Source organism: Bradyrhizobium sp. NP1 (assembly GCF_030378205.1).
Classification (GTDB): Bacteria; Pseudomonadota; Alphaproteobacteria; order Rhizobiales; family Xanthobacteraceae; genus Bradyrhizobium.
This window is the reverse complement of sequence record NZ_CP127385.1, coordinates 1,372,734-1,393,096: the sequence shown is the minus strand read 5'-3', so window position 1 is coordinate 1,393,096 and position 20,363 is coordinate 1,372,734. Positions and strand designations below refer to the sequence as shown.

The 20,363-nt window shown below is 65.8% G+C and carries 18 protein-coding genes and 1 tRNA gene; 8 read left to right on the top strand and 11 right to left on the bottom strand.

The features are described from left to right. Positions 1-149: 149 nt before the first annotated feature. Entirely contained in the window at positions 150-716 is a 567-nt protein-coding gene (locus QOU61_RS06630) for an alpha-ketoglutarate-dependent dioxygenase AlkB (RefSeq protein WP_289657316.1), read from the top strand. 11 nt (positions 717-727) lie between these two features. Here QOU61_RS06630 and QOU61_RS06625 read toward each other — a convergent pair whose 3' ends face one another. From QOU61_RS06625 to cpdR, 4 genes are all read right to left on the bottom strand, one after another. Further along, the gene (locus QOU61_RS06625; protein WP_289657315.1) at positions 728-1,264 is read right to left on the bottom strand and encodes a DUF488 domain-containing protein; all 537 of its coding nucleotides are present in this window, start codon (positions 1,262-1,264) and stop codon (positions 728-730) included. A gap of 14 nt (positions 1,265-1,278) precedes the next feature. Next, positions 1,279-1,494: a hypervirulence associated TUDOR domain-containing protein gene (locus tag QOU61_RS06620; protein WP_289657314.1), complete on the bottom strand. Its 216-nt coding sequence runs from the start codon at positions 1,492-1,494 to the stop codon at positions 1,279-1,281. Positions 1,495-1,603: 109 nt separating this feature from the next. Then, positions 1,604-1,678: transfer RNA gene (locus tag QOU61_RS06615), tRNA-Val, on the bottom strand. 118 nt (positions 1,679-1,796) lie between these two features. After that, entirely contained in the window at positions 1,797-2,156 is a 360-nt protein-coding gene (gene cpdR / locus QOU61_RS06610) for a cell cycle two-component system response regulator CpdR (RefSeq protein ID WP_289657313.1), read from the bottom strand. 402 nt (positions 2,157-2,558) lie between these two features. Between cpdR and QOU61_RS06605 the strand changes: the two genes are divergently transcribed. The 3 genes from QOU61_RS06605 (at position 2,559) to QOU61_RS06595 (ending at position 6,013) form a co-directional block, all read left to right on the top strand. Beyond that, positions 2,559-3,452: an N-formylglutamate amidohydrolase gene (locus QOU61_RS06605; protein ID WP_289657312.1), complete on the top strand. Its 894-nt coding sequence runs from the start codon at positions 2,559-2,561 to the stop codon at positions 3,450-3,452. Between the two features lie 673 nt (positions 3,453-4,125). Beyond that, complete coding sequence (gene hisN, locus QOU61_RS06600; RefSeq protein ID WP_289657311.1) at positions 4,126-4,908, top strand: histidinol-phosphatase; 783 nt, start codon at positions 4,126-4,128, stop codon at positions 4,906-4,908. 136 nt (positions 4,909-5,044) lie between these two features. Continuing rightward, entirely contained in the window at positions 5,045-6,013 is a 969-nt protein-coding gene (locus QOU61_RS06595) for a Bug family tripartite tricarboxylate transporter substrate binding protein (RefSeq protein ID WP_289657310.1), read from the top strand. 142 nt (positions 6,014-6,155) lie between these two features. Here QOU61_RS06595 and QOU61_RS06590 read toward each other — a convergent pair whose 3' ends face one another. From QOU61_RS06590 to QOU61_RS06575, 4 genes are all read right to left on the bottom strand, one after another. Continuing rightward, the gene (locus QOU61_RS06590; protein WP_289657309.1) at positions 6,156-6,545 is read right to left on the bottom strand and encodes a tautomerase family protein; all 390 of its coding nucleotides are present in this window, start codon (positions 6,543-6,545) and stop codon (positions 6,156-6,158) included. A 107-nt stretch (positions 6,546-6,652) separates the two neighbouring features. After that, the gene (locus QOU61_RS06585; RefSeq protein WP_289657308.1) at positions 6,653-7,267 is read right to left on the bottom strand and encodes a DedA family protein; all 615 of its coding nucleotides are present in this window, start codon (positions 7,265-7,267) and stop codon (positions 6,653-6,655) included. 231 nt (positions 7,268-7,498) lie between these two features. Beyond that, entirely contained in the window at positions 7,499-8,146 is a 648-nt protein-coding gene (locus tag QOU61_RS06580; RefSeq protein WP_289657307.1) for a glutathione S-transferase family protein, read from the bottom strand. 11 nt (positions 8,147-8,157) lie between these two features. Then, complete coding sequence (locus QOU61_RS06575; protein WP_289657306.1) at positions 8,158-9,051, bottom strand: LysR family transcriptional regulator; 894 nt, start codon at positions 9,049-9,051, stop codon at positions 8,158-8,160. A 96-nt stretch (positions 9,052-9,147) separates the two neighbouring features. On the opposite strand from QOU61_RS06575, the gene QOU61_RS06570 reads away from it, so the two are divergent. Continuing rightward, positions 9,148-9,903, top strand: a complete 756-nt coding sequence (locus QOU61_RS06570) for a sulfite exporter TauE/SafE family protein (RefSeq protein ID WP_289657305.1) — start codon at positions 9,148-9,150, stop codon at positions 9,901-9,903. Between the two features lie 167 nt (positions 9,904-10,070). Beyond that, positions 10,071-11,858: an adenylate/guanylate cyclase domain-containing protein gene (locus tag QOU61_RS06565; RefSeq protein ID WP_289657304.1), complete on the top strand. Its 1,788-nt coding sequence runs from the start codon at positions 10,071-10,073 to the stop codon at positions 11,856-11,858. A 35-nt stretch (positions 11,859-11,893) separates the two neighbouring features. Here the strand turns inward: QOU61_RS06565 and QOU61_RS06560 are convergent, their stop codons facing one another. Together QOU61_RS06560 and QOU61_RS06555 are read right to left on the bottom strand one after the other, a co-directional pair. After that, complete coding sequence (locus QOU61_RS06560) at positions 11,894-12,538, bottom strand: LysE family translocator (protein ID WP_289657303.1); 645 nt, start codon at positions 12,536-12,538, stop codon at positions 11,894-11,896. A 4-nt stretch (positions 12,539-12,542) separates the two neighbouring features. Continuing rightward, entirely contained in the window at positions 12,543-13,490 is a 948-nt protein-coding gene (locus tag QOU61_RS06555) for an alpha/beta fold hydrolase (RefSeq protein WP_289657302.1), read from the bottom strand. A gap of 218 nt (positions 13,491-13,708) precedes the next feature. Between QOU61_RS06555 and QOU61_RS06550 the strand changes: the two genes are divergently transcribed. Further along, the gene (locus QOU61_RS06550) at positions 13,709-14,185 is read left to right on the top strand and encodes an Hsp20 family protein (protein WP_289657301.1); all 477 of its coding nucleotides are present in this window, start codon (positions 13,709-13,711) and stop codon (positions 14,183-14,185) included. Positions 14,186-14,354: 169 nt separating this feature from the next. On the opposite strand, the gene QOU61_RS06545 is transcribed toward QOU61_RS06550, so the two are convergent. Next, positions 14,355-15,128, bottom strand: a complete 774-nt coding sequence (locus QOU61_RS06545; RefSeq protein ID WP_289657300.1) for a hypothetical protein — start codon at positions 15,126-15,128, stop codon at positions 14,355-14,357. Positions 15,129-15,608: 480 nt separating this feature from the next. Between QOU61_RS06545 and gltB the strand changes: the two genes are divergently transcribed. Next, positions 15,609-20,342 (top strand): glutamate synthase large subunit, encoded by a 4,734-nt coding sequence (gene gltB / locus QOU61_RS06540; protein ID WP_289657299.1) that lies wholly within the window; start codon positions 15,609-15,611, stop codon positions 20,340-20,342. The last annotated feature ends 21 nt before the right edge of the window (positions 20,343-20,363 follow it).

Genomic DNA, 20,363 nt, shown 5'->3' with positions numbered 1-20,363 from the left:
CCGCGTTTGTCGCGAGGGAAAACCGCTACACACTTTTCCGGATCATGCTCTGGTTGCGGGAGGGCGCGGTGAGCTGCGCTCTCCCCTGTGATTCCCGCGGAAAATTCCCATATCGGCAGTGTTGATCCCTCTCGCGCATGTCGCCGCCGATGTCCCAGCTTGCGTTATTTGACGATCAGACTCCGGTTCCGCAGGGGCTGCGCACCACGCCGGACTTCATTTCGCGGACGGCAGAGAAAGAGCTGATCGCGCGCATCGCGGAACTGCCGCTCGCGCCGTTCCAGTTCGGCGCCTTCGAGGGCAAGCGGCGGGTGAAGTCGTTCGGCTTCCGCTACGACTACACGCTGCAGCGGATGCTGGAGGCCGAGCCGATCCCGGACTGGCTCGAAGAGGTCGCGCGCCGCGTCGCGGATTTCGGCGGCCTGCCCGACGACAGCGTGCGGCAAATTCTCTGCACCGAATACGAGATCGGCGCCGGCATCGGCTGGCATCGCGACAAGCCGCATTTCGACAAGGTGTTCGGGCTTTCGCTGGGCGCGCCGTGCAGGTTCCGCTTTCGTCGCCGCGACGGGGCAAAGTGGCAGCGTTTCACGCTCGATGCCGAACCGCGCTCGCTCTATCTGATGGATGGCGAGGCGCGGCGCGTATGGGAGCATTCGATTCCGCCGGTTGAGGCGCGCCGTTACTCCATCACCTTCCGCACCATGAAGCGCTAAGCTGCGCGCGCTCAGGCCGCCGCCGGATAGACCAGCACGTCGCCGGCTTGCGGCCGCGCGGCCGCGTTCATGACAGCCGGCTCGACATGGCCCGGCCCGAGCACGTGGAATACGGTTTCGCCCGCCGCCAGCAGATAGTCGGTGATGATGCGCCGGTGACAGCGCCACCACAGCGTTTCCGCGCACATGATGGCGCAGCGCCGATCGCGGCCGAGCGCGCGCAGATGGAAAAGTCCTTCGTGGAAGCCCGCGCCCATCGCGTAGTCGGCATAATTGTGGAAGCTGTCGTTCTGCCAGAACGCGTTGACGCCGGCATCGACCTCGCGCTTGCGACTGCGCAGACCACCGAGCGCGGCGATGTGCTCGTAGCTGATGCCGAACGGCGCAAGCGCATCCGGCAATGTCTCGCGGTTATACTGCGGGTTGGTGCGCGAGCGCGGCACCGTGCGGACATCGGCGACCAGCGTGACCTCGACACTTGCCAGCAGCGCGACGAATTCGTCGAGCGGGCGCGTGCCATGGCCGATGGTGAAGAACGGATGAGCCATGTCAGCTCCGCACTCTACGTGGACAGATGCCGCAGCACGCGGCCGCGGTGCAACGCGACGTGGTCGGTCTTGTCGCTCTTGATCTCGTATTGCGGATCGTCGGCGCTCGCGTGGTGGACGTAGCCCTTGTAGTCGACGTCGCTGGTGTGCACGCGGATGATGGTGCCGCGCACCCTGCCGGCTTCCGAATTCCAGCTCACGTGGTCGCCGACCTTGAAAGCCTTCGTCATGGCCATACCCGCGCTCGACAGGAATAAGGATAGCGAGGATATGGGTCGCCAGTCCGCCTCCGCCAAATGGCTCCGGCGCGGCATCCTGCCTCGTTTCGCGAGCGAAGGATGGTGGGCACGACAGGGATCGAACCTGTGACCCCTACCATGTCAAGGTAGTGCTCTCCCGCTGAGCTACGTGCCCGAAACGCTTATTTCGTGGGTCGGGGGTCCGTATATCGGCTCCGGCGCGGGCAGGCAACCCGGCGTTTTGGCTCCGGATGCGCCTTTTCGCCCCGAACCGGCAGGCCGCCGGCGGGACCTCAGGCGGCCAGCATCTTGTTAACTTCGCTGACGAGCTCGCGCAGATGCACCGGCTTCGACAGCACCTTGGCGTTCTTCGGCGCTTCCGAATCCGAATTCAGCGCCACGGCGGCAAAGCCGGTGATGAACATGATCTTGATGTCGGGGTCGAGTTCCGAGGCGCGGCGCGCGAGCTCGATGCCGTCCATTTCCGGCATCACGATGTCGGTCAACAGCATCTCGAACGGCTCCTCGCGCAGCCTCTGATAGGCCGACATGCCATTGTCGTGCGGCGAGACCTGATAGCCGGCGTTTTCCAGCGCCTTGACCAGGAAGCGGCGCATGTCGTTGTCGTCTTCGGCGAGGAGAATCTTGTGCATGGCGGCGGTTCGTCGAATCCGGCTGAAGGAGGAGCGGTCCGTACACTAAGCCCGACAGAGGGTAAATTTCGGGTGAAAGGCGCGCGGCCGGCATCGCGGACAGGCGGTCTCAAGCCCATTTGTGGACCAGCCCCTTGCATCAATCAAGGCCAAGTCTTTCGGGGCCAAGAGTTTCAGGGCCAGGTCTTTCGGGGCCAGGTCTTTCAGGGCCAAGTCTTTCAGGGTTAAGTCTTTCAGGGCTAAGTCTTTGCCGATTGTTAAGCAGCGTTCCAATCGGCCGTAAGACTTTTTCGCTTGGCAGAACGGCTGCGATTACCGACAATGCGTGTCGATAAAACTCCGTCTTTGCGGCCGAATCGCTTTCAGGGCCTGAAAAGAGCGGAATTGTGGGACGGCGCTAGCGTGGCGGATTTGAGACCCGACGGCGAACTATCGCCTCCATTCGAGATCGTGGAGCCGGCTGCGTGGCGGGCGCCGATCATCTTCAATTCGCCACACTCCGGCTCGGTCTATCCGCAGGATTTCCTGTCCGCCTCGCGGATCGATCTTGCGACGCTGCGCCGCTCCGAAGATTCCTTCATGGACGAGCTGATTGCAGGTTTGAGCGCGCGCGGCTTTCCGGTCGTGCGGGTTCATTTCCCGCGCTCCTATGTCGACGTCAATCGCGAGCCCTATGAGCTCGACCCGCGCATGTTCGCCGGCCGCCTGCCGAGCTTTGCCAACACGCGATCGATGCGGGTGGCCGGCGGGCTCGGCACCATCCCGCGTGTGGTCGGCGACGGCCAGGAGATCTATCGCGAGCGCCTGTCGGTCGAAGACGCGCTGCGGCGGATCGAAGCGCTCTACAAGCCCTACCACCGGGCGCTGCGGCGGCTGATCAACAAGGTGCACCAAGCGTTCGGCACCGTGGTCATGGTGGACTGCCATTCGATGCCCTCGGTCGGGGTCTCGCGCGACGAGCCGCGGCGGCCCGACATCGTGATCGGCGACCGTTACGGCACGAGTTGCGCGCCGCTGCTGCCCGAGCGGGTCGAGGAAACCATGAGCCAGCTCGGCTATTCGGTCGGCCGCAACAAGCCCTATGCCGGGGGCTTCATCACCGAGCATTACGGCAATCCGGCCTCCGGCCTGCATGCCATCCAGCTCGAGCTCAACCGGGCGATCTACATGGACGAACGGCGCCGCGAGAAGAGCCCGCGCTTCGCCCAGGTGGCGGCCGATTTCGCGACGCTGGCCGATGCGCTGGCCACCGTCCCGCTCGGCGATCTCGGACCTTTCCAGGCGGCCGCGGAATAAAGTCGCGATCCCGACATTCTCTTATTCATTCCAGGCCGGTCCGCCAGGGCCACCCCACCTGGGATCCTGTCATTCCGGGCTTGCGCTTTGCCCGGAATGACAGTGCCCGGGCTTCTCAAGAAGCTAGCCTCTCCAAGAAATTTGGCCTCTCCCAAGAAAAAAGGGCCGCTTGAATGAACAAGCGGCCCAAGTCTAGGGAGGAAACGCCCAAGGAGGGCAGCGATAGCGCGAGGCGCTACCGCACCGCAACAATATGCGACCGCGCTGCACAAAGTGCAAGAGTTTTTCAAACATTTCCCACGTTAAGTTGGCGATGCTTGCGTTCGTGCAACACCTCGGTGACTTGATATTTTATTTAGCAAAATCAATGCTTTATAGAACGATAAGGGCGAATCGAGCCCATCCGCTCCGAAGCCTCTGAAATAGCTCGCGATTTCGTGATGGCGGCTGTGGTCGGAAAATATACCAGCGCGCCGGCACGTGATTCGCCTTCTAACGTCCGCCGCGCTATCGCCTGTCGCGACGCCGAGCAAGAGGCGGCTGCGGGATCATGCCGGATCAAGCGGCCTGATTCACGGCGGCCGGCCCATCGGGCAGCTGCCTTTTCGGAAGGTGCGCGGCGCGCGGGTTTGGGTTAGGCAAGAAGGCCCCCTCCTCCGTTCAGGGAATCACCGTGACGGTCATCGATTTCTCCGCCTTCATTGGCCGCCTGGCGACCGCCTCGGGGGAGACCATCCTGCCCTTCTTCCGCACCTCGCTCTCGATCGACAACAAGGCGACCACCCACGATTTCGATCCGGTGACCGAGGCCGACCGCGCGGCCGAAGCCGTGATGCGCCGGCTGATCAAGGCCCAGTTCCCGCAACACGGCATCGTCGGCGAGGAATTCGGCAATGAGCGCGAGGACGCCGACTACGTCTGGGTGCTGGATCCGATCGACGGCACCAAATCCTTCATCGCCGGCTTTCCGACCTGGGGCACGCTGATCGGACTGTTGCACAAGGGCATGCCGGTGTTCGGCATGATGCACCAGCCCTATATCGGTGAGCGCTTTTCCGGCGACAATGGCGTCGCCAACTACCGGGGACCCTCGGGGGAACGGCGGCTCACCGTGCGGCGCTGCGCCTCGCTTGCCGAGGCGACTTCCTACACCACGAGTCCCCTGCTGATGAACGCCGCCGACCGCGCCGCCTTCGGCCGGGTCGAAAGCCAGGTGCGGCTGACGCGCTATGGCGGCGACTGCTATTCCTACTGCATGCTGGCCGCCGGCCACCTCGATCTCGTGATCGAGACCGAGCTGAAATCCTACGACATCGCGGCCCTGATCCCGATCGTCACCGGCGCCGGCGGCATCGTCACCACCTGGGAAGGCAATCCCGCCCAGGGCGGCGGCCGGATCATCGCGGCGGGCGACCCACGGGTGCATGAAGCGGCGATGAAGCTGCTGACGAGCTAGGCTATTGTCCTCATCCTGAGGGGCGGCGCCTGCGCCGCGTCTCGAAGGGTGAGGCCCTCGGCAAGCCATCATGATTCGAGACGGCGCAAGCACCTCCTCGCCATGAGGCAAAAACGGCTCAGGTAAGGAGGCCGGCATGCGGAGTCTGGGCAAAGCGCTGACGATGCTGTCGATGCTGCTGCCGCCCGCGTTCGCCGCAGCGCAGGATTTTCCCACAAAACCGATCCGGCTGATCGTGCCGTTTCCGCCGGGCGGCCCGAACGACATCATCGCGCGTGTGATCGGCCAGCGCATGTCGGAGATCGTCAAGCAGCCGATCGTGATCGACAATCGCGGCGGGCAAGCGGGCGTGCTCGGTACCGACGCGATCGCGAAAGCCAATCCGGACGGCTACACCATCGGCATCGTCAGCGCGAGCGCGCTCGTCATCAGCCCGACCATGGAGAAGGTCGCCTATGATGCCGCGAAAGATCTCGCGCCGATCACGCTGGTCGCGACCGTGCCTGAGATGCTGGTCGTCGCCACCAGCGTGCCCGTGACGACCATGGACGAGCTGGTCCGGCTTGCGAAGGCAGAGCCGGGAAAACTGAACTTCGCCTCCTCTGGCCCGGGCAGCCTGCCGCATCTCGCCGGCGAATTGTTCAAGCTGACCGCGAAGATCGACGTCGTCCATGTGCCCTATCGGGGCGCCGCGCCGGCGGTGAACGACCTGCTCGGCCAGCAGGTGCAGATGACATTCCTCGATTTGCCGGTGCTGCTGCCGCACATCAAGGCGGGCCTGTTGCGCCCCATCGCGCTCGGCGCACGCGAGCGCGCCGCGACTGCGCCCGACGTGCCGATCACGGCCGAAGTCGGCATGCCCGGCCTGTTGATCGAGAACTGGTACGGCATGATCGGACCGGCGGCGATGCCGCGCGCGGCGCTCGACAAGCTGAACCGCGTCGCGGGGGAGGCGATGGCCGATCCCAATGTGAAGGCCAAGCTCGCCGAACAGGGACTTTCGCTCGCCCCCGACACGCCGGACGAATTCCGCGCCTACATCGCGTCCGAGACGCAGAAATGGGCCAAGGTGATCAAGGACGCCGGCGTCGAGACGACGAAATAACCGCGCGCTACATTCTCTTCGTCATCGCGAGCGTAAGCGAAGCGATCCAGAAAAATCCGCAACGCGTCTGGATTGCTTCGTCGCTTCAGCACAAAATTGCTTCGCAATTTTGTCGCGAGCTCCTCGCAATGACCACTGGGAGCTAGACGTTGATCGCGTAGCCGATCTCGATGTCGCTGGCCGCCTTGCCGCCGCGCATCCCGACGCTCTCCGGCGACACCTCGATCAGGATGATCTTGATGTCGCCCGGCGGCACGCCGAAGCGCTCGAGGTTGCGCGTGATCGCGCGGTACAGCGCGCGCTTGGCGGCGAGCGTCCGTCCGGCGAACATCGTGATCTCGATGTGGGTGTAGCGCTCGCCGACCGAGCCCGGAATTGCGAAATGCGCGGGCTCATGCTCGACGAGCCGCAGCACCTTGTCGTCCTCGGGCGTATGCAGCGCCTCGACGATCCCGGCGTGGATTGCCTCCAGGAAACGTGTCCCGTTGCCGCCGAGCCAGCCCCGTCTCACCTCGGCCAATACGTCAGGCATCTCGATCTCCCCGGATTTGTTCGTTGAAGCCCACCGCATTGTTCCGGGGTGCCCCGGCCGGGACAATCTGGAAATCGCGGAGGCTGGCTTCGGCAACACCGAAGGCATCATGTGCCACAGGGCGGCCTGATCGACCTGCGATAGAAACGAAAGCCCAGGATGATCGCGGCCTCCATCGTGACAAGGGCGACCACCACCCAAAAACCGACGCTGACCGGATCGTGGCTGGTGCCTCGCAGCGCGTAGCCGAGGCTGAGGAACGGCATGTTCCAGATCACGGTGCCGATCGACGTGGCGGCGACGAACGCGACAGGCTTCAGCCCGAGCACGCCAGCCGGCAGGGCCAGATAGATCCGCACGGTGGGCAGCGTCTGGCCGACCAGCGTCACCCAGAAATGGTTGCCGCGATAGGCGTTGGTGAGCTGCCCATAGAGCGAGGGTCGAAGAAACACGTACCTGCCGTAGCGCGCCACCAGAGCCTCGATACGTTGCGAACCGAGCGCCCGGCCAAGCCCGTACCAGCCGATGGCGCCGATGACCGATCCAGCAGTCGTTGCCATGATCGTCGTGGCGAGCGCCGGCCCGTCGGCGACGGTGAGGCCGAGCAGCATCAGCAGGACGTAGGAAGGAAACAGGGGAACGAACTTCTCGACGACCGCCAGGCAGCCGATTCCCGGCAGGCCGAAGCTCAAGAATGTTGCAATCGCGCTCGACGTTTCCATGCTGCCTCGATCAGATGCGGAAGCGGCACCGGCTGAACGGTATCCTTATGGTTGCAGGATGAACCGGCCCGGGCCTGACCAGACGTCTGTCCCATGCGAAGCTTGCGCGACGCTGTCGCGAGGTGCGCTCATGAAAAAAATCAGCGGCGGGGCATTGACCGGAAGCGCCGCAAGGTTGCCGCAATCGCGCTTTGGCCGCGCCGAGGGCAGCAGCGCCGCGCCGCATCGGCATCAATAGTCGAGCCTGCCCCGCAGCTCGTCGAACGGAATCATCACATGCGTGCGGAACGCCTCGCGCGCCTGCAGGGCGCGATACCAGCGCGCCACCTCCGGCAAAGGCGGCCGCTCGATCTCCAGCTCGAAATACCGGTAGAGCGAGGTGCCGGCGGTGATGTCCGCCAGGCTCAACGTCTCCCCCAACAGATAGGAGCGGCCCATGAGCTGCCGGTCGAGCCTGGCAAAATGCGCCGCGCAGCGCGTCAACGCGGCGGAGATCGCGCGCCAGTCGCGCCGGTCCTCGGGCGTCCGGTAGAAGCCCCAGAACACGCCGCCGAGGAAATCCGGCTGCAGCGAGGTCTGCGACCAATCCATCCAGCCATCGACACGCGCCCGCGCGGCTGGATCGCTCGACCAGAACCGGCCGTCGCCATGTCGCGCGGCAAGATAGCGCAGGATGGCATGCGACTCCCAGACGGTCGCGCGCTCATCCTGGATCACCGGCACGCGGCCGTGCGGGTTCATCGCCAGAAAGGCCGGATCGTCGAGGCCGCCGAAGCGGCCGCCGGCGTCGACATGCTCGTGGGCGAGGCCGAGCTCGCCGATCAGCCACATCACCTTCTGCACGTTGAACGAACTGCGACGCCCCCAGACCTTCAGCATCGCCCATCTCCTCAGCGCAGCGCCGCCTGGCGCAGATGCTCGACCAGGAGCTTCGCCGGACGCGGCAGCGCCTTGAAGCTGCGGGCGCAGATCGCAAGCCTGCGGTTGGCCCAGGAATCGCGCAAGCGAATGATTGCGATCGGCATGGTCTGCGCGCAGCGGCGCGCCGCCGCCTCCGGCACCAGCGCAACGCCGACGTCTGCCGCCACCATCTGGCAGATCGCATCGAAATCGCGCAGGCGGGCACGAACATGCAGCCGCATGCCGAGCCGCGCGGCATGCCTGGCGATGTGCATCTGCAGCGCGGCCGCATTGGTGAGCCCGACGAAATCGCAGGTGGCGACTTCCGCGAAATCGATCTGGCGGCGCTCGGCAAACGGCCCCCGCCTTGCCGTCACCAGCATCAGCCGGTCCTCGCCGAAGGCGAAGCGCTCGATGTTGCCGGGCAGCGCGTGCTCGGCGGCAAAACCGAGCTCGGCGGCGCCACTTGCGATCGCCGCCGCGATGTCGGTGCTCTCCCGCTCCTCGACCTCGACATTGATGTCCGGATGCTGGCGCAGGAATGTCGCAAGCGCCCTCGGCAGATGCTCGGACAGCCCCGCGGTGTTGGCGAGGAGCTGCACGCTCGCGCGCATGCCGCTGGCGAATTTCGCGAGATCGCCGCGCATCGCCTCCACACCGTGGATGATCACGCGGGCGTGGTCGAGCAGGCTTTCTCCCGCCGGCGTCAGCTCGACGCCGCGGCGGCCGCGCTTGAGCAGGGTGACGCCGAGCGCGTCTTCCAGACCCTTGATCCGGGCGCTCGCGGACGCAAGCGCCAGATGCGCCCGGTCGGCGCCGCGCGTGATGCTGCGCGCATCCGCCACCGCGATGAAAAGCTGAAGGTCGACCAGATCGAAACGCATGGCTGACGCGCAAGCTCCGTGCCTCTGTCATGACCGAAGGCTGGCCGGAGAGTCTGCAGATTGTAACGATTGCGCGGATCGGTCAATGTACCCGGCATGCCGGACTCGCTGCTCTATCTGATCGCCGCCGCCTTCATGCTCGCAGGCTTCATCAAGGGCGTGATCGGGCTCGGCCTGCCGACGGTGTCGATGGGCGTGCTCGCGGTCACCATGCCGCCGGCGCAGGCGCTCGCCATCGTGATCGTGCCGGCGGTTGTCACCAATATCTGGCAGACCTTCGTCGGTCCGTATCTGCTCGACATCGTCAGGCGGCTGTGGCCGCTGATGGCGGGTACGATACTCGGCATCTGGCTGAACGCGGGCTCGCTGACCGGGCCGTACGCGCGCTACGGCACCGTCGTGCTCGGGCTGCTGCTCGTGGTCTATGCCGTGCTCGGCCTGTCCCGCTTCACCTTCAGCGTCGCGCGCCGCAACGAAGGCTGGATCGGCGGCATCGTCGGTGTGATCACGGGTGTGATCTGCGCCGCCACCGGGGTGCAGGTGGTGCCGTCAATGCCGTTCATGCAGGCGATCGGCATGGAGAAGGACGAGCTGGTGCAGGCGCTCGGCGTCTACTTCACGGTGGCAACGCTCGGGCTGACCGTCAATCTCACCGCCTCCGGCCTGCTCAACGCCGCGACCGCACTGCCGGGCGCGGTCGCGATGGGCGGATCATTCGCCGGGATGTTGATCGGCCAGGCCGTGCGCACGCGGATGCCGGCGGAAGCCTTCCGGCGCTGGTTTCTGATCGCAATGATCTTCCTCGGCCTCTATCTCGCGCTCAGCGCCCTTTATCAGCTTCATTCCGGCTGATTCGGCCCGCTGCCCCCCGCGCTCGCCCTGCGTTACACGGCCGTAATCATTGGTTGGGCTTTCTCCGGCGACCATCTGCATTATAAGGAGGGAATCGGCCAGCACCGCCGCGCGCGGTCGGGCTGAAAATCGGACCCGAAGCAGGTTCCTGGAGCACCGGAAACGGCATGGAAAGACGCCTCGCCGCCATCGTTTGCGCTGACGTCGCGGGCTATTCGCGCATGATGGGCACCGACGAGGCAGGCACCCATGCCACGTTCAAGGCCCATCGCAGCGCGATCCACCCGATCATCCTCAACCATGGCGGCCGCGTCGTGAAAAATACCGGCGACGGCTTCCTGCTCGAGTTCCCGAGCATCGTCAGCGCCGCGGAGGCCGCGTTCGCGATGCAGGCGCTGATGGCCGAACGCAACAACCATCTCCCCGCCGATCGCGCCATGCACTTCCGGCTCGGCATCCATATGGGCGACGTGATGGCCGACGAGGACGAGCTGTTCGGCGACGACGTCAACATCGCCGTCCGCCTCGAATCGGTCGCAGCTCCTGGCGGGGTCGCGGTATCGGAGAAGGCCTATAGCGAAGCCGGCAAGCATCTCAGCGTGCCCCTGATCGACGCCGGAAACCACCGTTTCAAGAACATCAAGGACCCGGTCCATGTCTGGACCTGGGAGCCCAGCGGATCGGAAGCGCGCGGCGAGGAGCGCGACATCTCGGATGTGCCGGCGCAATACCGGACCGCGATCGTCGGCGTGCTGCCCTTCGTCAATCTCAGCGACAGCGCCGACGAATATTTCGCCGACGGCCTGACCGAGGACCTGATTCACGCGCTGTCGCTGCAATCCTTCTATCGGGTGCTGAGCCGGAGCGCGACCTTCCCGTTCAAGGGCAGGGCCGTGAGCGGACGCCTGATCGCCCGGGAGATCGACGCGACCTACCTGATCCAGGGTTCGGTGCGGCGTGCCGGGCCGAAGATCCGCGTCACCGCCGAACTGATCGCGCCGGAGAACGGCGCGCAGCTATGGACCGGGCGCTACGACCGCGACATGGGCGACCTGTTCGCGCTGCAGGACGAGATCACGACCAGCCTGTCGGCTGCGATCGCGCCGGCGATCTATCGCGCCGAAGCCTCCACGCCGGCGCGCTCCTCCGACCTGACCGCATGGGATCGCTTCCTCAAGGGCCTGTCGCACTACAACCGCGAGACCAAAGCGGATTTCGAGGCCTCGATCGACCTGTTCCAGCAGGCGATTGCGCTCGATCCCTCCCTCTCGATCGCGCGCGCCTATCTCGCCACCATCATGATCCAGGGCGTGCAATATGGCTGGATCAAGAGCTCGCGCGAATTGTGGAGCTCGGCGATGGCGCTCGCCGAGAGCAGCGTCCGGCTCGATCCGCGCTCGTCCTTTGCCTACTCGATCCTGGCCTATCTGCACGCCATGCAGGGCCGCCACGAAGCGGCGCACGAGGCGATCAGGAAAGCCGTCGAGCTGAATCCCTACGACATGGGCGCGCGCGGCGTGCAGGGCATCTGTCACCTCGTGGCCGGCGAGCCGCGCGTGGCGATCGAGCTGCTGTCGATGGCCGCCCAACGCGGCAACAGCGACCCGCGCTATCAATGGGCGGCGTCGGCCGCGTTCGGCCACTATCTCGTCGGACAATACGACGCCTGCCTGTCGTGGGCGCGCGAGGCGCTCTACCTCAATCCCAACCATCTTCAGGTGCTGGCGCTGCGAGCGGCCACGCTGGCGCAGATCGAACGCATCGAGGAAGCGGCGCAGGCGTGCGAGGTGTTGCTGAGCAATTATCCCGAGTTCACCGTCGAGCGGCACCTTCGGCACTTCCACTGGAAGGACCCGGCCGAGCTTACCCATTATCGCGACGGGCTCCTGAAAGCCGGCCTGTCGTTCAACAAGGCGTTCGCGGAATCCGCCCAGCGCCGCACGCCGGATTCCTGAAGCCGTGCCGGGCGGCGCGATCGTGCTCTGCCCTTCTACTTCGCCTGAAGCAGCGCGATGCGGGCGCCGAGATAGATGAAGAGACTGCCGAGCGCGCGGTTGACCCACAGCGTCGCGCGGTCAGCGCGGCGGATGCGGCCGATCGCTCTCGCCGCGAACGCGGCAAGCATGAGGCACCAGGCCGTGCCGGTGGTGATGAAGATCAGCCCGAGCAGCGCGAAAGCCGCCGCCTGGTGTGGCGCGTCAGACGACACGAATTGCGGCAGGAAGGCGAGGAAGAACAGCGCCACTTTCGGATTGAGGATGTTGGTCAGCGCGCCCTGCCAGAACACGGTGCCCGGCGACATCGCGGGCGCGAGGCCGGCCTCCGCGCAGTCCTGCTCGCGCCGGCGCGACAGCAGCATGGTGATGCCGACATAGCAGAGATAGGCCGCCCCCGCCCATTTGATCAGGCCGAAGGCGGTCGACGAGGCCATCAGCAGCGCCGATAGCCCGATCGAGGCCGCCAGCACATGGACAAGACAGCCGGCCGAGATGCCGAGCGCCGCGGCCGCGCCGCCGCGCCAGCCGAACTGCGCGCTGCGTCCAAGAACATAGGCGGTGTCGGGCCCCGGCGTGATGTTGAGCAGCACGCCGGAGAGCAGGAAAAGCCAGAGATCGTGGATGCCGAGTGTATCCATCGCCTCAGCCGAACAGCGGCGTGCCCGGCACGAAGGCGTCGAAGGCGGCCCAGAACTGCGCGCGATAGCGGTCCTGCTCCTGCAGGATCTCGTGCTTGGAGCCGGCGATCACGAGGTGCGAGCCGGCGCGCAGATGATAGGCGAACTCCTCGATCGCCGCGGTGGACACGATGCTGTCGTTGCTTGCCGCCAGCATCAGGATCGGCTGGCGGATCTGCGAAGGATAGTCCATCGCGCGGAAGCCGTGCATGGCGCGGAACGCGGTGTCGGCCCAGGCCACCGTCGGCGCGGCGATGCCAAGCGTCGGGTCCTCCTCCAGGATCGCGGCGTTCCGCGCATAGCGCACGGGGTCGCTGGTCAAGGGATTGTTGACGAAGGACTCCACGCCGACGATCTGGTCGTTGCCGCCGGGCACGTAGCGGCCGCCCTGCCCCACCAGCCGCATCACCCGCAGAAGAGTGCGCACCGGAAACGAGGTGCGGCGGCCCGGCAGGTCGATCATCGGCGCCGACAGCACCATACGGTCGAACCAGCGCTTGCCCGCATGTGCCACGCGCAGCATCACCGCGCCGCCCATGGAATGGGCGAGTGCAAAAAAAGGCGGCGGGCAGTCGGGCAGCACCACCTGCTGCACGAACGTCTCGACGTCGGTCTCGTAGTCGGAGAAATCGCGCACATAGCCCTTGCGGGGATCGCGCAGGCGGCGCGAGGAATGGCCCTGGCCGCGCCAGTCGATCATCGCGACCGCGAAGCCGCGATCGCGCAGGTCGCGCACCGTCTCGAAATATTTCTCGATCTGCTCGGCGCGGCCGGTGAAGACGCAGACCGTGCCCTTGCGGCCTGCCGGCGGGGCCCAGCGCGCAAAACGCAGCTCGGCGCCGTCGGGCGTCTTGATCGTGCCGGTGACGACGTCGTCGGGAACCGGGTTCGAGGGGATCGAGACAAGCGTCATGAACTTACGGAAGGGGCCCTGTGGAAAAGGCTGAAGGATGCGAAGGGAACGCCCAGGGGCGGGTCTTTTGCCCTCTTGAACGCCGTCTCGCCTGTTCCCATATCATTTTCGTGCAGGCCACCACCAGTGTTTCGGACCCTGAAACCCTGGGGCTGCACAGCTAAAGCCCGGCCCGATGGCGGGCGGGTGAACTGAACAGTCGCTCAATGGAGGACTCTATGCGTACCTACGACCTTACTCCCTTTTATCGTTCCACCGTCGGCTTCGACCGCCTTTTCAGCCTGCTCGACCAGGCCACTTCTGACGGCAGCCCCGGCTATCCCCCCTACAACATCGAGCGTACCGGCGAGAACAGCTACCGCATCAGCGTTGCGGTCTCCGGCTTCTCGCAGGGCGAGCTCTCGATCGTCGCGAAGGAAAACACGCTGACGATCAAGGGCGAGAAAACCGCCAACGAAAACGGCAGGGACAAATCCGAGGTGCTGTATCGCGGCATCGCGGCGCGCGCCTTCGAGCGGGTATTCCAGCTCGCCGATTTCGTGCAGGTGAAGAACGCCTCGCTCGAGCACGGCCTGCTTCATGTCGATCTCGTCCGCGAGATCCCCGAAGCCAAGAAGCCGCGCAGCATTCCGATTTCGACCAATGCGGCCGCGCCGCAGGTGGTCGATGGCGCGTCCGACAAGGCCGCCGCCTGATTCACGTTCAGTAGCGTAGCGTTGTAAAACGGTGCGAAGCGCCCCGGGAAACCGGGGCGCTTTTTTGTGCGCGGCGCGCAAGAAGCGAAAACGCCCCGGCCAGGCCGAGGCGTTTTCTCCCCCCGTCGAGGAGCGCACGAGGCCGCCGCCCCACCGCTCACTCCAATCCCTATTCCAAACCCTGCACCTTGGGCATTTCCTGGGTCGGCTGGATCACCGGCGCCGGCTTGGCTTCAACCGGCGGCGACGGTGCCGGGGCGGCCTGTGCTGCTGCCGGCGGCGCGGCCGGCTTGTCCTTTTCCATCACCGCGGCCGATTGCTGCTTCAGCTCGGCGACCGGGGCGGCGGGCCTGGCCGGCCCGGCCTGCGGCGTGCTGGCAAGCTCGGCAGATTTCGGCTTCGGCGAGGGCAGTGGAACGCTGCGGCTTGCCATCCGCGGGCCTGAGGCGCCGGGGGGCAGCCCGCCGCGAATATCAGCCGGCGGCACCGGCGGCCCGCCATAGGGCGGATAGCCGCCATCGTAATAGCCGCCGCTGCGGAATGCCGGCACGAAGCGGATGATGCGGCCATCACGCGCGTCGATGAAGAGCCGGCCATCCTCGCCGCTGCGGTCGAGCACCGAGATCACGTAGACACGGCCGCGCTGATGCGGAATCCCGAGCGGCGAAAAGCCGTTCTCGCGCAACACCGTATAGACCTCGACCGGCGGCATCAGGGTCGGGCCGTAATCATAGGCGGGCGGCGGGCCATAGCCGTAGGCCGGACCGTAACCGTAGCGCGGCGGCGGCGCCTCCATCGGCATCGCGCCGTAGGGGCCGGCGACGTCGGAGGTCGCCTGGTAGCGCGGCCGGGCAGGATCGTTTGGCGCGTTCCCCTGCGCCTGGGCGGCCGAGCCGGCCAAAACCAGCCCGGCCAACACGGCCCATCCTGTGAACAGCTTCATCGCCATCGCTCCTGTCTGACCCTGCCGCTTGCGGCGTGCTTTTTCTTGGTCTGGTGCACGCCGGTTTCGGAACCTAAATCTGTTGCGAGCTTCGTCGCGGATTTCGGCAGTCCTTGGGCCGGATCGCGGCGCGTCTGCCGCAAATCGGTAAGGCGCGCGCGGCGTGAACAACGGGGCTAACGCAATCCGCCGGGGACTCTGATTTGCTTGTGTGGTAAAGAAAAATTTGGCATGGTCGGAGTTAGGACAGTATAACTGTCTCATTTTTGGGGTGATCCCGGCACGGGGATTGCACCGGAAATTGCGCAGAAGATGGCGCTTTCAACGCCCAAAAGCTGCAGGCAGAGCTGTCTTCTGGGACGCTAGCCTGAATTCTGAAAATGCGGCTCGCTTTGCGGACGAGCCGTGGCCCCGGGGGGTGCCGCGGAACGCCGAAGGTGCGCCGGGTAATGGCGAGACCCTGATCTGAGAGGACGTAAAATGAGCGGGTCGGAATTCGAGCGCGAAAACATCGTGGCAGATTCGCTGTCGGCGACGGGCGCCTCGAAACCGGCCGATACCGCGCGCGAGCACGACTGGCGTCCGCCGGCCGAAGGCCTCTACGACCTCGCCCACGAAAAGGATTCCTGCGGCGTCGGCTTCATCGCCAACATCAAGGGCAGGAAGTCGCACCAGATCGTGTCCGATGCGCTCGGCATCCTCTGCAACCTCGAGCATCGCGGCGCTGTCGGCGCCGACCCGCGCGCCGGCGACGGCGCCGGCATTTTGGTGCAGATCCCGCACACGTTCTTCGCGCGCAAGGCCGCCGAGATCGGCTTCAAGCTGCCCAAGCCCGGCGAATACGCGATCGGCGCGCTGTTCATGCCGCGCGACACCGCCTGGCGCAACGTCATCAAGAGCATCATCGCCGACCAGATCAAGGCCGAGGGCCTGATGCTGCTCGGCTGGCGCGACGTGCCGACCGACAACTCCTCGCTCGGCGTCACCGTGAAGCCGACCGAGCCGAACCACATGCAGGTGTTCATCGGCCGCAACGGCGCCGCGAAGACCGAGGATGCGTTCGAGCGCAAGCTCTACATCCTGCGCAAGTCGATCTCGCAGGCGATCTACCAGCGCCGCGACCGCGGCATGGCCGGCTATTACCCGGTCTCGCTGTCGTGCCGCACGGTGATCTACAAGGGCATGTTCCTCGCCGACCAGCTCGGCAAGTACTATCCCGACCTGCACGAGAAGGATTTCGAGAGCGCGCTGGCGCTGGTGCACCAGCGCTTCTCCACCAACACCTTCCCGACCTGGTCGCTGGCGCATCCCTACCGGATGATCGCGCACAACGGCGAGATCAACACGCTGCGCGGCAACGTCAACTGGATGGCCGCGCGGCAGGCTTCCGTGAGCTCGGAGCTCTACGGCAAGGACATCAGCCGCCTGTGGCCGATCTCCTACGAGGGCCAGAGCGACACCGCCTGCTTCGACAACGCGCTCGAATTCCTGGTGCAGGGCGGTTATTCGCTGCCGCATGCCGTCATGATGATGATTCCGGAGGCGTGGGCCGGCAATCCCTTGATGGACGAGGAGCGCCGCGCCTTCTACGAATATCACGCGGCGCTGATGGAGCCGTGGGACGGCCCGGCTGCGATCGCCTTCACCGACGGCCGCCAGATCGGCGCCACGCTGGACCGCAACGGCCTGCGGCCCGCGCGCTATCTCGTCACCAACGACGACCGCATCGTGATGGCGTCCGAGATGGGCGTGCTCAAGATCCCGGAGGACCAGATCGTCACCAAGTGGCGGCTGCAGCCCGGCAAGATGCTGCTGGTCGACCTCGAGCAGGGCCGCCTCATTCCCGACGACGAGATCAAGGCACAGCTCGCCAAGAGCCACCCTTACCGCGAGTGGCTGGGCCGCACCCAGATCGTGCTGGAGGAATTGCGGGAGGCCCCGGTCAAGGGCATGCGCTCCAACCTGCCGCTGCTCGATCGCCAGCAGGCCTTCGGCTACACCCAGGAGGACATCAACATCCTGATGACGCCGATGGCCTCCACCGGCGAGGAGGCGACCGGCTCGATGGGCAACGACACGCCGGTCTCGGCGCTGTCGGACCGCGCGAAGCTGCTGTTCACCTATTTCAAGCAGAATTTCGCGCAGGTCACCAACCCGCCGATCGACCCGATCCGCGAGGAGCTCGTGATGAGCCTGGTCTCGATCATCGGGCCGCGGCCGAACCTGTTCGACCTGCAGGGCCTTGCTTCGACCAAGCGGCTCGAAGTGCGCCAGCCGATCCTGACCGACGCGGACCTCGAGAAGATCCGCTCGATCGGCGACATTGCCGACAGCCATTTCAGGTCGCGCACGCTCGACACCACCTTCCATGCGGGGCTCGGCGCCGCCGGCATGGACCAGGTGCTCGACGAGCTCTGTGCGCGCGCCGAAGGCGCGGTGCGCGAGGGCGTCAACATCATCATCCTGTCCGACCGCATGGTCGGCTCCGACCGCATCCCGATCCCCTCGCTGCTCGCCTGCGCCGCCGTGCATCATCATCTGATCCGCACCGGCCTGCGCACCTCGGTCGGCCTCGTCGTCGAATCCGGCGAGCCGCGCGAGGTGCATCACTTCGCCTGCCTCGCCGGCTACGGCGCGGAGGCGATCAACCCCTATCTCGCCTTCGAGACCATCATCGCGCTGAAGGACCGCCTGCCCGGCTCGCTCGACGACTATGAGACCGTCAAGCGCTACATCAAGTCGATCGGCAAGGGCCTGCTCAAGGTGATGTCGAAGATGGGCATCTCCACCTACCAGTCCTATTGCGGCGCGCAGATCTTCGACGCGGTCGGGCTCAAGGCCGACTTCGTCGCGAAGTATTTCGCCGGCACCCACACCCGCATCGAGGGCGTCGGCCTGGCCGAGATCGCGGAAGAGACCACGCGGCGCCATACCGACGCGTTCGGCGAGGCGCAGGTCTACAAGAGCGCGCTCGACGTCGGCGGCGAATATGCCTACCGCACCCGCGGCGAGGACCATGCCTGGACCGCGGAATCGGTCGCCAACCTGCAGCATGCGGTGCGCGGCAATTCGCAGGAGCGCTACCGCGCGTTTGCGAAAATCCTCAACGAGCAGTCGGAGCGGCTGCTCACGCTGCGCGGCCTGTTCCGGATCAAGACCGCGGAAGAGGACAAGCGCAAGCCCGTTCCACTGTCGCAGGTCGAGCCCGCCAAGGAGATCGTCAAGCGCTTCGCCACCGGCGCGATGAGCTTCGGCTCGATCTCGCGCGAGGCGCACACCACGCTGGCGATCGCCATGAACCGGATCGGCGGCAAGTCGAACACCGGCGAGGGCGGCGAGGAATCAGACCGCTTCAAGCCGATGGCGAACGGCGATTCCATGCGCTCGGCGATCAAGCAGGTCGCCTCGGGCCGCTTCGGCGTGACCACCGAATATCTGGTCAATTCCGACGTGATGCAGATCAAGATGGCGCAAGGCGCCAAGCCCGGCGAAGGCGGCCAGCTGCCCGGCCACAAGGTCGACGCCACCATCGCCCGCGTGCGGCACTCGACCCCGGGCGTCGGCCTGATCTCGCCGCCGCCGCACCACGACATCTATTCGATCGAGGACCTCGCCCAGCTCATCTACGACCTCAAGAACGTCAACCCGACGGGCGACGTCTCGGTGAAGCTCGTCTCGGAGATCGGGGTGGGCACGGTCGCCGCCGGCGTTGCGAAGGCGCGCGCCGACCATGTCACCATCGCGGGCTTCGAGGGCGGCACCGGCGCTTCGCCCCTGACCTCGATCAAGCATGCCGGCTCGCCGTGGGAGATCGGGCTTGCCGAAACCCACCAGACACTGGTGCGCGAGCGGCTGCGCAGCCGCATCGCGGTGCAGGTCGACGGCGGATTCCGCACCGGGCGCGACGTCGTGATCGGCGCGCTGCTCGGCGCCGACGAGTTCGGCTTCGCCACCGCGCCGCTGATCGCGGCCGGCTGCATCATGATGCGCAAGTGCCACCTCAACACCTGCCCGGTTGGCGTTGCGACCCAGGACCCGGTGCTGCGCAAGCGCTTCACCGGCCAGCCCGAGCACGTCATCAACTACTTCTTCTTCGTCGCCGAAGAGGTGCGCGAGATCATGGCTGGTCTCGGCTATCGCAGTTTCGACGAGATGGTCGGCCAGACCCAGATGCTCGACCAGTCCAGTCTGGTGGCGCACTGGAAGGCCAAGGGGCTCGACTTCTCGAAGCTGTTCGTGCGGCAGAAGGAGGAGAAGGGCCAGAAGATCTACCACGCCGAGGAGCAGAACCATCACCTCGAGGCCGTGCTCGACCGCAGGCTGATCGAGAAGGCGCAGCCCGCACTCGACCGCGGCGCGCCGGTCAGGATCGAGACCGAGATCAACAACACCGACCGCTCGGCCGGCGCGATGCTCTCGGGCGCGGTCGCCAAGATCTACGGCCATGCCGGGCTGCCGCAGGACACCATCCATGTCAGCCTGGAGGGCACCGCGGGCCAGGCGTTCGGCGCGTGGCTCGCCCACGGCGTCACCTTCGACCTCGAAGGCGAGGCCAACGACTATGTCGGCAAGGGCCTGTCCGGCGGCCGCATCATCGTCAAGCCGCCGCGCAATTCCGGCATCGTGCCGGAGGAAAGCATCGTGGTCGGCAACACCGTGATGTACGGCGCGATCGAGGGCGAATGCTACTTCCGCGGCATCGCCGGCGAGCGCTTCGCGGTGCGCAACTCGGGCGCCATCGCGGTGGTCGAGGGCGCCGGCGACCATTGCTGCGAATACATGACCGGCGGCATCGTGGTCGTGCTCGGCAAGACCGGACGCAACTTCGCGGCCGGGATGTCCGGCGGCATCGCCTATGTGCTGGACGAGGCCGGCGACTTCGAGAAGCTGTGCAACCTTTCGATGGTCGAGCTCGAGCCGGTGCTGTCGGAAGAGATGATCAACGCCGGCACCTACCACCATGCCGGCGACCTCGAGGCGCATGGCCGGGTCGACGTGTTCAACAACCTGCTCGACGCCGACGTCGAGCGGCTGCACGTGCTGATCACGCGCCACGCCAAGCTGACCGGCTCGAAACGCGCCGCCGAGATCCTCGGCGACTGGAAGACGTGGCTGCTGAAGTTCCGCAAGGTGATGCCGGTCGAATACCGCCGCGCGCTGAAGGAAATGAAGGCGAACGCCGACGCCGAGCCGAAAATCGCGATCGGAGCGTAGCCGCGGACGGCAACCGTGCCG

Coding starts and splice junctions, on each gene's coding strand:
- QOU61_RS06590 (WP_289657309.1), bottom strand. CDS start 6,545: ATGCCTGACGTATTGGCCGAGGTGAGACGGGGCTGGCTCGGCGGCAAC.
- QOU61_RS06620 (WP_289657314.1), bottom strand. CDS start 1,494: ATGACGAAGGCTTTCAAGGTCGGCGACCACGTGAGCTGGAATTCGGAA.
- QOU61_RS06595 (WP_289657310.1), top strand. CDS start 5,045: ATGCGGAGTCTGGGCAAAGCGCTGACGATGCTGTCGATGCTGCTGCCG.
- QOU61_RS06570 (WP_289657305.1), top strand. CDS start 9,148: ATGCCGGACTCGCTGCTCTATCTGATCGCCGCCGCCTTCATGCTCGCA.
- QOU61_RS06555 (WP_289657302.1), bottom strand. CDS start 13,490: ATGACGCTTGTCTCGATCCCCTCGAACCCGGTTCCCGACGACGTCGTC.
- QOU61_RS06545 (WP_289657300.1), bottom strand. CDS start 15,128: ATGAAGCTGTTCACAGGATGGGCCGTGTTGGCCGGGCTGGTTTTGGCC.
- QOU61_RS06565 (WP_289657304.1), top strand. CDS start 10,071: ATGGAAAGACGCCTCGCCGCCATCGTTTGCGCTGACGTCGCGGGCTAT.
- QOU61_RS06630 (WP_289657316.1), top strand. CDS start 150: ATGTCCCAGCTTGCGTTATTTGACGATCAGACTCCGGTTCCGCAGGGG.
- gltB (WP_289657299.1), top strand. CDS start 15,609: ATGAGCGGGTCGGAATTCGAGCGCGAAAACATCGTGGCAGATTCGCTG.
- QOU61_RS06575 (WP_289657306.1), bottom strand. CDS start 9,051: ATGCGTTTCGATCTGGTCGACCTTCAGCTTTTCATCGCGGTGGCGGAT.
- QOU61_RS06580 (WP_289657307.1), bottom strand. CDS start 8,146: ATGCTGAAGGTCTGGGGGCGTCGCAGTTCGTTCAACGTGCAGAAGGTG.
- QOU61_RS06560 (WP_289657303.1), bottom strand. CDS start 12,538: ATGGATACACTCGGCATCCACGATCTCTGGCTTTTCCTGCTCTCCGGC.
- QOU61_RS06550 (WP_289657301.1), top strand. CDS start 13,709: ATGCGTACCTACGACCTTACTCCCTTTTATCGTTCCACCGTCGGCTTC.
- QOU61_RS06585 (WP_289657308.1), bottom strand. CDS start 7,267: ATGGAAACGTCGAGCGCGATTGCAACATTCTTGAGCTTCGGCCTGCCG.
- QOU61_RS06625 (WP_289657315.1), bottom strand. CDS start 1,264: ATGGCTCATCCGTTCTTCACCATCGGCCATGGCACGCGCCCGCTCGAC.
- cpdR (WP_289657313.1), bottom strand. CDS start 2,156: ATGCACAAGATTCTCCTCGCCGAAGACGACAACGACATGCGCCGCTTC.